The following is a 10,331-nucleotide window of genomic DNA, read 5'->3' on the forward strand; positions in this document are numbered from 1 at the left end:
AGGCGTTGCCCGGTGGCCGGTTTCCGCTTTTCCCTGGAAAAGGTACGTTCCTATAAGGCTTCCCTGGAGGAACAGCTTAAGCTGCAGCTGGCCGCGGCCCGCCGTCAACAGGAAGAAGAAGAGAAGCGCCTGGAACACTACCGCCGGCTGCGGACCTGCCGCCAGGCCATTCAGGGGGAACTAAGGGCAGGTGATTTACTCCAGGAAGCAGCGCTGCTGGAAGCCCTGGACAGCCGCATTGCCGGCCAGCAGGAAAAGGTGGCCCGGGTCCGGCTGGCAGTAAGGGAAAAATGCGATCAGGTGCAGGTGGCCATGCGGGAGAGGAAAGTTCTGGACCGCCTGCGTGACCGCCAGCTGGCGATCTACCGCTACGACCTGGCCCGTGAAGAACAAAAACAAATAGATGAGGCGGCAGGCAGCCGCTGCCACCGCTGCGCGAGTGAATAACCTTTCAATAATATACATCGCTGGAAGGAGGTGAAAAAATGACGGTACACGCTGTAACAAGGACCGCCGGCCGGGAAGTCCCGGTACGGGAACGGGATTGGCGTTCAGAAGCGGGAAGCGATTTTACCCTGTACCTGGCCGGCTTGCTGCAGCGGCCCGGCTTAACCCAGTCTGCCGGCAGGCAGGAACTGTCCGGGCAAGATGAGGGCCGGCAAGAAACGGCGGCCAGGGAAAAGGCGGATGCTGTAAGGCCTGGGGACACCGGCCGGGGCATGGCTGTTGCCGGGCCGGAGGACCGGGCGGGCCGGCAAGTTCGCGAAACAGGACCGGAGGCTGCGGGCGAAGACCGGACACCGCCAGGGTTAAAATCCCGTCGGCAAGGAGAAAAACAGGTTGCCGCCGCCAAGCAGGATGAAATCCCGGCGGGGCAGCCGGGGGCCAAAAAGGCGGCAGGCGGTCCTGGCGCGTCAGGCGAGTCTGGTGCCGGTGCTGGGAAAGCGGCCGCTACCGTCGAGGCCGGAAACTCTAACCGGAACAACATGCCGGCGGTGGCCGGAGTACCGGCAGAGGCTGTTAATCCCTTGAGCCAGGAGGAACCCGATACCCTTTTATCCGCCCGGAAAACTGCTGGCCTTGATGCTGTCGCCGGCAGGTTATCTGCGGCAGCCGGCACAGCCGCCCAGGGTAAAAAAACGGCTGCGGTGGCCGCCGGGGAAGGACCTGGGGTCTTGACTGCCGCCGGTACCGCCGGAGCAGCGGGGGAAGTGGCGAGCCTTTCGCCGGAAGGTGTACTCACGGCCGGGGCAGCTGGCGTGCCGGACTTTGGCCTTGAAACAGAGCCCGCGCCCGGCTTAAAGGTCGCCGGCAGCAAGGGGGGCTTCCGGCAAGGGGTTCCCGAAGTACAGGGCCAGGCTAAAAATGGCGGCGAGTTATTTGCCCGGGCCGGAGACCGGGCCTGGGATCCAGGTGCCCGGCAGGAAGCTTTTCCGGTGCGAGAAGGAGCGCTTACCCGAACTGCCGGCGGCAGCCAGGCTGAATCAATTACCGCCAGGAATATCCTTAACTCTACCGAGCCCGGTCCGGGCATGAACCATACCGGCGGGCAAAGGGAACCCGGGACTGCCGGTGGGGCAGGGATAACCGGTAACGACAGCCTTTTAGCCGGACAGGGAAGCTTTCCAACCGTCTTCCCGGGAACAGACCGGCAGGCCGGCGGGGTGGTATTACCTGTAAGCAACCTGCCGGAGGTTATGGCCGCTATCATGGCTTCAGCCCGGATGAGCCGGTCCGGCAGCCAGCAGGAACTGGAAATCCAGCTTCAGCCGGAAAGGCTGGGGAATATGAAGCTTAAGGCCACCCTGGAAGGAAGCCGGCTGGTCCTGCACCTGCTGGTAGAAAACAGCGAGGCCGCCCGGGCCCTGCAGGCGGCGGTGCCGGAAATGCGCCAGGTTGTAGCCGAGCAGGGTTTACGCCTGGACCAGGTCCAGGTGCAGGTTGCCGGCGGGGGCCGCGGGAACGGTTACCAGACCGGCGACGGCGGTGAACACCGCCAGCGACCGGCCTGGCAGCGCGGGGCGGCCTGGAGTGCATCTGAGGAAGAAACGGTAACTTTTGGTAACTGGTACCGCCTCGATTATCTGGCTTAGTCCCATTATAATCACCCTTTTGTAGAGGGGGGATAGCAGGTGAACGTAGCCAGTGTGACGGCCACCGGTTCGGGGACAACAGCCACCGTAACCCCTAAAGGCCTGGGCAAGGATGATTTCCTGAAGCTCCTGGCAGCTCAACTGCGCAACCAGGATCCTCTAAATCCCATGAGCAACACAGAGTTCATCGCCCAGATGGCCCAGTTCAGTGCCCTGGAGCAGATGTATAATCTTAACGAGAGCTTCAATCAAGCCCGGCAGGAACTGCAGGAGAGCATGATGCTCCAGGCGGTAAGCCTGATCGGCAAAGAAGTGGCGGCCGTAGTCGATGACCAGACCCTCAGGGGAACGGTGAGCAAAGTCAGCTGGACAACAGAGGGGGTCATGCTCCTGATCGGTGGGCAGCAGGTGCCTCTGCAGGCCGTTACAGAAGTAGCCCTGCCGTAATAATCGCAGCTGGCAGCGAGGGCAGGTGATTGCTTTTGAACCGCATCGAGCGGCAGGCGTTGACACCGCCGGTTGCCCCGGCAGCTAAACCGCCGGTAGCCGGCGTGAGGCCAGGTCAGGATTTTCAGGCCATCCTTAATGAAAAACTGGCGGGCCTGAAGTTTTCCCGCCACGCCAGCGAGCGCCTGGAAAGCCGGAAGATAAATCTATCACCGGAGCAAATGGCCCGCCTGGAGCAGGGTATAAACAAGGCCGCCGGTAAAGGTGCCAGGGAGTCCCTGGTCCTGCTGGATGACCTGGCCCTGGTGGTCAGCATTAAGAACCGTACCGTCATCACGGCGGCCAGCAGGCAGGAACTGCGGGACAACGTGTTTACCAATATCGACAGCGCCGTTTTATTGTAGGGCCGGACCCCGGCGGGGAGGCCCGGGGCCGCCGACTGACAGAGGCGGCCCGCAAAAGAAGGGGGAATTTACCATGATGCGTTCGCTTTATTCCGGTGTTTCCGGACTACGTACCCACCAGCTGCGCATGGACGTCATCGGCGACAACATCGCCAACGTCAATACCGTGGGCTTCAAGCGGAGCACGGTGACCTTTAAAGATGTTTTCTACCAGACCATGAGGGGCGGGGCGGGTGGTGCCACAGGTGGCCCCGGCGGTACCAATCCCCAGCAAATCGGCCTGGGCGTCACCCTGAACAGCATAGATGTAATTCACACCCAGGGGGCTGCTGCTTCCACTGGTAATGGTACAGATTTAATGATTCAAGGTGATGGTTTCTTCCAGGTCAAAGATACTAAGGGAACAATTTATTTTACCCGTGCCGGAAATTTTCATTTTGACAGCATCGGTAACCTCGTTACACCTGATGGATTAATAGTTCAAGGAACCAAAGGTAATATCAATATTGGTACAAACGTTACGAGCTATAGTATAGATAAATATGGTAATGTATATGTAAACGGGTCACAAGTAGATCAAATACAATTAGCCAGGTTTCCCAATCCTTCAGGTTTAGAAAAGATAGGTAGCAATTTATATGCCCTGGCTGCTGCCGCTGGTACAAAAACTACCGGCGTCGCAGGGGATACAAATTTCCCTAACACCACCATCATCCCCTCGGCCCTGGAAATGTCCAACGTCGACCTGGCCCAGGAGTTTACCGATATGATCATCACCGAGCGCGGCTTCCAGGCCAACGCCCGGACCATCACCACCTCCGACCAGATGCTCCAGGAACTGGTGAACCTGAAGCGCTAGTCTTTAATGTGGGGTGCCTCCCGCGTGGCGGCGTTTCCAGCCGTCAATCTATTTAGGTAGCTCAGGGGTGAGGGCAGGTTCCCAGAAGGTGCCCATGCGTCTAGAGGCCGAGACAAAAGCGTAGGCCCTGGATAAGGACGTAGCTGACGCCGGGAGGGTCCTGCCCACTCCCCAATAAAAGAATGAACGTAAAGAGTTATCTCCAAAGGAGGGCGGCAGGGTATGATCAAGGTTACCACCCTGGACAGGCGCGAGATAATCCTCAATGCCGAGCTCATCGAGCGCCTCGAGAGCGTGCCCGAAACAGTCATTACCCTTACCAGCGGCAAAAAGGTTTTAGTAACCCAGACAGTAGATGAAATAATCGACCGGGTTATTGCCTACCGGCGCCGGGTCCTCCAGCCGGCGAGCACCCGGGATGAGGTGGAATAAAGGTTGCGGCGCATTGACTTTATGACTGTGGTAGGAATTCTTGCTGGCATCGGCCTTATGGGTGGAGCCCTGGTCATGGGTGGCAACCCCAAACTCTTCTGGAACGTTCCTTCCCTGATGGTGACGGTGGGGGGATCCTTTGCCGCCGTCCTGATTAATTTCAGCTTTCAGGATGTAAAAAACGTCTTTGGTACGGTAAAACAGGCCTTCACCACCGATCTCATGGAACCCGAGGAACTCATCGAACTTTTTGGCGAGCTGGCCCGCAAGGCCCGGCGGGAAGGGCTCCTCGCCCTGGAGGATGACGCCGGCCGCCTGGATGATCCCTTTTTCAGCAAGGGCATCCAGATGATGGTTGACGCCATGGAGCCGGAGATGATCCGGGAGATCCTGGAGACGGACATGGCCTACATGGCCCGCCGCCACGAGATTGGCCAGAGCATCTTTAAAACGTGGGGCAACCTGGCTCCTTCTTTTGGCTTGCTCGGCACCATCATTGGCCTGGTGCAGATGCTGGCCAGGCTGGACAAACCGGAAACCCTGGGACCCAGCATGGCCCTGGCCCTGATCACCACCTTTTACGGCGCCATCATGGCCTATATGATTTTCATCCCCCTGGCGGGAAAGCTCAGCCTGCGCAGCGAACAGGAGATGATGCTGCACCAGATGATGCTGGAAGGCATCATCTCCATTCAGTCCGGCGTCAACCCGCGCATCCTGGAAGAGCGCCTGCGTTCCTTCCTGCCGGCCAAACCCAGGCAGCAGCAGGCCGGTGCAGGGGAAATAGCCAGGGAAGAAGCGACCGACAGGCGCATTTAAGAATACGAGGAAGGAACTGGCCATGGCCTTAAAAAAAGAGCAAAAGAAGGTAGAAGAAGGCGCACCGACGTGGATGATTACATATTCCGACCTTATGACCCAGCTGGTGGTCTTTTTCGTTCTCCTTTTTTCCTTTTCCGTGTTGAACCAGCAAAAATTCCAGCAGTTTATTGCTTCCTACCAGGGAATGGGGATTCTGGACGGGGGTGTGTCGCCTATCGTGGAAACAGAGCCGGCGCCGGCTGAGTACCCCGAGAACCTGGAAACCCCGGAGGCAGCTGCCGCCCTGGCCAGGGCCAGGGAAATGATGGAGACCTACCAGACGGTCAAAAACTTCCTGACGGCCAACGGCCTGGATTCCATGGTTGAGGTGCGCTACGAGGAACGGGGCATCGCCCTGGACATCAAAGAGCGTATCCTCTTTGATTCCGGGAGGGCGGATTTAAAACCCGAGGCCATCAAGTTGCTGGACAAACTGGCAGGCCTTTTATCTCAGATACCCAATGAGGTGCGCGTTGAAGGCTATACGGACAACCGTCCCATCCATACCCTCCAGTTTCCTACCAACTGGGAGTTGTCCACAGCCCGGGCCGCCAGGGTGGTGCGTTATTTTATCGAGGAACACAAACTGAAACCGGAGCGTTTTGTGGCTATAGGTTACGGTGAATACCGTCCCCTATACCCTAACGATACCCCGGAGCATATGGCGGAAAACCGGCGCGTAGTATTGCTGATAGGGATGAATAACAGCCGGTAAATACCCGGGCCACGCGGCAGCTCCGGTAAGAAGAGGGACACAGTTGCAGTAAAGAAAGAGGTGGAGAAATGCCCCCCAGAGACGAAGCAGAAAAAAAAGAGAAGCAGGGCCGGCCGTGGTTAACTATTGCTCTGCTGCTGGTAATCCTCCTTTTGAGCGGGGGTTACGTTTACTACTTTTTTTTCGGCGGCAGCAGGGGCGTAACGGCAGCGGCACCGGCCGGCAAGCAGATGCCGGTAGCTATGCAGAAAATGAGTCTGGAGCCTATAGTCGTAAACCTGGCCGATGCGGGCTTGCGCCGCTACCTGCGGGCGAAGATTACCCTGGAGTACAGCGAGGATAAATTAACTCCCGAGCTCAATGAAAGGCTATATCGCATCCGCGATACCCTTATTTCGGTGTTACGCAGCAAGAAGACCGAGGACCTGCAAAATGAGGACGCCCTGAAGCGGGAACTCTTGACGGCCATTAACGCGCAGCTGATTGGCGGTCAGGTGCAGGGTCTTTATTTTGAGGAATTTATCATCCAGTAGGAGAATCTATTTATGCCACTGACGGACGAGGAGATCCAGAAGCTATTAGAGGCCATAGCTGCCGGCGAGGACCAGCCGCGCATTGAGAAGGCCCGCTTTGCTCCCCTGCAGCCGGCCCCGGTGACCGGAGTAAAAGCCAGTTTTGACCGCATAGCCGATGTTCCTTTACGCCTGGTGGCGGAACTGGGTCGGACGCGCCTGGCGGTTAAAGAGATCCTTGATCTGAAGGAAGGATCCGTTATCACCCTCAACAAGCTAGCCGGCGAGGCGGTGGAGATCCGGGTCAACGGTATCCTGCTGGCCATGGGAGAGGTGGTAGTGATTAACGATGCCTTTGGTGTCAGGATCAACAACCTGGCAGAGGTAAAGAAAGAAGGGCAGGACTAGCTATGGATCGCGATTTTGTCCTGGCTTTGCTGCGGCTGGCGGTCTTTTTACCCCTGGTCCTGGGCCTGGCCTATGCCACGATTCGCCTCGGCCTGGGTCGGGCTGCGGGAAGGGCCGTGGGGCCGGGACAGCTGGAACTGGTTGAAAGACTGCCTTTAAGCAGTAAAAGTGGCCTGGCGGTAGTCCGCTGCGGCGACAGGCATTTCCTGGTCGGACTGGGAGAAGGCGCACCGGTTTTACTGGCGGAGCTGCCTGATTACCCGGCGGTGGCAGCGACAGCGGGGGAAGTGACGGTGTACCCCCTCCAGTCCCTGGTGGAAAAGGAAGCTGTCAGCCCGCCGGGTCTCACGGGATTATTGACCAGGTGGTTGTCAACCTGGCAGAGGTTCAGGGGTTCATGGTGATAAACAGGCGTATATATCAAGGTATAGCTGGAGTCCTGCTTTCCCTGGTCGGCCTGGTGCTGGTAACCCGGCCGGCCCTGGCCCAGCCCGTACCTTTACCCCAGGTAAATTTAAGTTTAAGTCAGACCACCGATCCCCGGCAGGTGGTGGATACCGTCAGAATCCTGGTTCTGCTGACGGTACTGGCCCTGGTGCCGGCCATCCTGCTGCTCATGACTTCCTTTACCCGGATTATCATTGTCCTGTCCTTTGTGCGCAGCGCCCTGGCCACCCAGCAGACACCGCCCAACCAGGTGCTCATCGGTCTGGCCCTGTTCTTAACCTTCTTTATCATGGCGCCGGTATATAACCAGGTCAAGACCCAGGCTATTGACCCTTACCTGGCCGGGCGGATGACCCAGGAGCAGGCCCTGGCAGCCGGGGCCAAACCGGTGCGGGAATTCATGTACCGCCAGACGCGGGAAAAAGACCTGGCCTTATTTGTCCGCATGTCGGGCATGCCCCAGCCCCGCACCCGTGACGACGTGCCCATGCACGTCCTTATCCCGGCCTTTATCATCAGCGAGCTGAAGACGGCCTTCCAGATGGGCTTTTTAATCTACATTCCTTTCCTGATTATCGACCTGGTAATTGCCAGCACCCTGATGGCCATGGGTATGTTTATGGTACCGCCGGTGATGATCTCTCTGCCCTTTAAACTCATGCTCTTTGTCCTCGTCGACGGCTGGTACCTGGTAGTCAAGTCCCTGCTGGAGAGCTTTTAGGCCGTTCCTGCCCGGCCGGCCCGCCGGGCGTGGATTGAAACAAACGAACGGGGGAGAAAAACATGACCCAGGAGTTTGTCCTTCACCTGGCCCGGGAGGCCCTGGTGACCGCCCTCCTGCTGGCGGCCCCGGCCCTGGGATTGAGCCTGATCGTGGGGGTAGGAATCAGCATCCTCCAGGCCACCACCCAGATCCAGGAGCAGACCCTGACCTTCGTACCCAAGATTGTCGCCGTCATCCTGGGGATGCTTCTTCTGGGTTCGTGGATGCTCAATACTCTAATCCAGTTCACCGCCGGGATCTTCGGCAACCTGGGAAGTTTGGTAAAGTAGGTGCCTGAGCGGTTGAGAAAACGGGGAAGGGAACCTATATGAGCTACCTGAACCAGGCGGAGTTTTTTTTCCTGGTCCTGGTGCGAACCACCTCCTTCTTCATGACGGCGCCTTTCTTCGGCATCCGCGGCGTCCCGGCCCTGGTGAAGGCCGGCCTGGGCCTGCTGGTAGCCGTGCTCCTGTTTCCAGTCCTGCCGGCCGGACAGGCGGCCTTTACCAGCGCCGGGGCCTATGCCCTGGCCGTCGTGAATGAAACCCTGGCCGGTCTGGCCCTGGGCTACCTGGCCAGCCTGATTTTTAGCGCTGTCCAGGTGGCCGGACAGCTCCTGGACCTGCACATGGGTCTGGGGATGGCCAGCCTCTTTGACCCCCAGTATGCGGCCACGACTACCATAATGGGCCAGTTCTTTACCATCCTGGGTTTGCTCCTGTTCTTCCAGTTGGACGGTCACCACACCCTGCTTCTGGCCCTCCAGGAGAGCTTTCGCCTTCTCCCCCTGGGAGGAGTGCATTTTGACGGTAATATCGTCCTGGCCGTGGTGAAGCTCTTTAGCGGTATGTTCAGCCTGGCGGTGCGCATCGCGGCGCCGATAATTGTGGTGCTCTTCATAGCCGACCTGGCTTTAAGTTTAATTGCCCGGACGGTGCCCCAGTTAAATGTTTTTATCCTGGGTTTCCCTTTGAAAATAGGCCTGGGCCTCCTGGTCATAATCGCGATTTTACCTCTACTGGCAACAGTATTTCATAATCTTTTCAGCCAGATGGAACACGACCTGGCCCTGTTACTGCGGAGCTGGCCCCGTTGATGGACAGGCAGTATGAGGCTAGCGGCTACAACGGCCCAGGCTGGCAAGGTGAGGGGATATCGGCCCCCTTGATAGACCTGCAGCTCTTTGCCGAAGAAAAGACGGAGGAGGCTACGCCCCACCGCCTCCAGGAAGTGCGCCGCAAGGGCCAGGCTGCCCGGAGCAATGACCTGACCGCTGCTCTGGTTCTGCTGGTGACCGTCATTTATCTCTACTGGCGCCGGGAAGCCTTTTACCTGGAGATGGCCGGGCTCATGAGCTACGCTTTGCAGGACGGCTTAAGGCAGAACCTGGATGGGGCGGCCCTGATGGCTATCTTCAGCCACCTGGCATTTAAGACCGGCCTGCTCCTGGCCCCCCTGCTGCTGCTGGCGGCAGGCGTGGGCCTGGCTGCCAATTTTGCCCAGACGGGTTTCATCTTTTCCCTGGATCCCCTTATGCCGCGCCTGGAAAACCTGGACCCGGTGAAAGGGCTGCAGCGGTTTTTTTCCCGCCGCGCCCTCATGGAGCTAGTTAAGAGTCTGGGCAAGGTAGCGGTGGTAAGCCTGGTGGTCTGGACCCTGGTCAAGGGGGAGTTTAATCGGTTATTAATGACCGTCGATATGGGCCTTCCGGCAGCCCTGGACCTGGTAGGCCGGCTTCTCTACCGGGTGGGGCTGGGGGTTGTGGCCGTATTCATAAGCCTGGCGGCAGCCGACTACGTTTTCCAGCGGCGCGAGTTTCAACGCAATATACGAATGACCAGGCAGGAAGTAAAGGAAGAAATGAAGCAGATGGAAGGCGATCCCCTGGTCCGCTCGCGCCTGCGGGAGAAGCAGAGGCGGCTCGCCCGGCACCGTATGATGCACGCCGTACCGCAAGCCACCGTGGTCATCACCAACCCTATCCATGTGGCCGTAGCTCTGCGTTACCTGGAAACAGAAGGGGCGCCGCGGGTGGTGGCCAAGGGGGCAGGCAGCATAGCGGAGCGGATCAAGGCCGTGGCCCGCCGGCATAACATCCCCATCGTCGAAAACCCGCCGGTGGCTCGGGCCCTGTACCGCCAGGTGGAGCTGGGGCAGGAAATCCCGGTGGCCCTCTACCAGGCGGTGGCGGAGATCCTGGCCCAGATCTACCGTTTGCGGGGGAGGATATAAAGAGGTATTTATGGAGGAGCCCCCATGGTGGCTGACGCCTCCACTAGCGAACAAAATGTAGGCTGAGGCAAAAGGCTGGAGGGTACAGGCGGAGGGCGACTTGGTTCGAGGTGTAAGTAAACTTAGCACGAAGCCGCATCGAGACGGTAATTTTGGGT

At 58.6% G+C, this 10,331-nt stretch carries 15 protein-coding genes; all 15 read left to right on the forward strand.

The window, feature by feature from the left end; all coding sequences use genetic code 11:
* The first annotated feature begins 12 nt into the window (after positions 1-12).
* The 15 genes from fliJ to flhB all read left to right on the forward strand — a co-directional run bounded on the left by fliJ (position 13) and on the right by flhB (position 10,173).
* Positions 13-447 (forward strand): flagellar export protein FliJ, encoded by a 435-nt coding sequence (gene fliJ, locus MCACP_RS04100; protein ID WP_406678107.1) that lies wholly within the window; start codon positions 13-15, stop codon positions 445-447.
* 38 nt (positions 448-485) lie between these two features.
* Positions 486-2,093 (forward strand): flagellar hook-length control protein FliK, encoded by a 1,608-nt coding sequence (locus MCACP_RS04105; protein WP_406678108.1) that lies wholly within the window; start codon positions 486-488, stop codon positions 2,091-2,093.
* A 39-nt stretch (positions 2,094-2,132) separates the two neighbouring features.
* A complete protein-coding gene (locus MCACP_RS04110) occupies positions 2,133-2,540 on the forward strand; it encodes a flagellar hook capping FlgD N-terminal domain-containing protein (RefSeq protein WP_406678109.1) in 408 nt (135 codons plus the stop codon).
* A 35-nt stretch (positions 2,541-2,575) separates the two neighbouring features.
* On the forward strand, positions 2,576-2,944 hold the full coding sequence (locus tag MCACP_RS04115; RefSeq protein ID WP_406678110.1) for a TIGR02530 family flagellar biosynthesis protein: 369 nt from the start codon (positions 2,576-2,578) through the stop codon (positions 2,942-2,944).
* Between the two features lie 73 nt (positions 2,945-3,017).
* A complete protein-coding gene (locus MCACP_RS04120; RefSeq protein ID WP_406678111.1) occupies positions 3,018-3,803 on the forward strand; it encodes a flagellar hook-basal body protein in 786 nt (261 codons plus the stop codon).
* Positions 3,804-4,025: 222 nt separating this feature from the next.
* The gene (locus MCACP_RS04125; protein WP_406678112.1) at positions 4,026-4,235 is read left to right on the forward strand and encodes a flagellar FlbD family protein; all 210 of its coding nucleotides are present in this window, start codon (positions 4,026-4,028) and stop codon (positions 4,233-4,235) included.
* Between the two features lie 3 nt (positions 4,236-4,238).
* The gene (locus tag MCACP_RS04130) at positions 4,239-5,054 is read left to right on the forward strand and encodes a motility protein A (RefSeq protein WP_406678113.1); all 816 of its coding nucleotides are present in this window, start codon (positions 4,239-4,241) and stop codon (positions 5,052-5,054) included.
* 22 nt (positions 5,055-5,076) lie between these two features.
* A complete protein-coding gene (locus MCACP_RS04135; RefSeq protein ID WP_406678114.1) occupies positions 5,077-5,811 on the forward strand; it encodes an OmpA family protein in 735 nt (244 codons plus the stop codon).
* Between the two features lie 68 nt (positions 5,812-5,879).
* A complete protein-coding gene (locus tag MCACP_RS04140) occupies positions 5,880-6,344 on the forward strand; it encodes a flagellar basal body-associated FliL family protein (RefSeq protein WP_406678115.1) in 465 nt (154 codons plus the stop codon).
* A 12-nt stretch (positions 6,345-6,356) separates the two neighbouring features.
* Complete coding sequence (gene fliN, locus MCACP_RS04145; RefSeq protein ID WP_406678116.1) at positions 6,357-6,731, forward strand: flagellar motor switch protein FliN; 375 nt, start codon at positions 6,357-6,359, stop codon at positions 6,729-6,731.
* 2 nt (positions 6,732-6,733) lie between these two features.
* A complete protein-coding gene (locus MCACP_RS04150; RefSeq protein ID WP_406678117.1) occupies positions 6,734-7,135 on the forward strand; it encodes a flagellar biosynthetic protein FliO in 402 nt (133 codons plus the stop codon).
* Positions 7,129-7,899 (forward strand): flagellar type III secretion system pore protein FliP, encoded by a 771-nt coding sequence (gene fliP, locus MCACP_RS04155; RefSeq protein WP_406678118.1) that lies wholly within the window; start codon positions 7,129-7,131, stop codon positions 7,897-7,899. The genes MCACP_RS04150 and fliP overlap by 7 nt, the downstream gene beginning before the upstream one ends.
* A gap of 62 nt (positions 7,900-7,961) precedes the next feature.
* On the forward strand, positions 7,962-8,231 hold the full coding sequence (gene fliQ, locus MCACP_RS04160; RefSeq protein ID WP_406678119.1) for a flagellar biosynthesis protein FliQ: 270 nt from the start codon (positions 7,962-7,964) through the stop codon (positions 8,229-8,231).
* 38 nt (positions 8,232-8,269) lie between these two features.
* On the forward strand, positions 8,270-9,037 hold the full coding sequence (gene fliR / locus MCACP_RS04165) for a flagellar biosynthetic protein FliR (RefSeq protein WP_406678120.1): 768 nt from the start codon (positions 8,270-8,272) through the stop codon (positions 9,035-9,037).
* Entirely contained in the window at positions 9,037-10,173 is a 1,137-nt protein-coding gene (flhB, locus tag MCACP_RS04170) for a flagellar biosynthesis protein FlhB (protein ID WP_406678675.1), read from the forward strand. The genes fliR and flhB overlap by 1 nt, the downstream gene beginning before the upstream one ends.
* Positions 10,174-10,331: the final 158 nt, after the last annotated feature.

Source organism: Neomoorella carbonis, from assembly GCF_045278715.1.
In the GTDB taxonomy this organism is placed as follows: Bacteria; Bacillota; DSM-521; order Neomoorellales; family Neomoorellaceae; genus Neomoorella; species Neomoorella carbonis.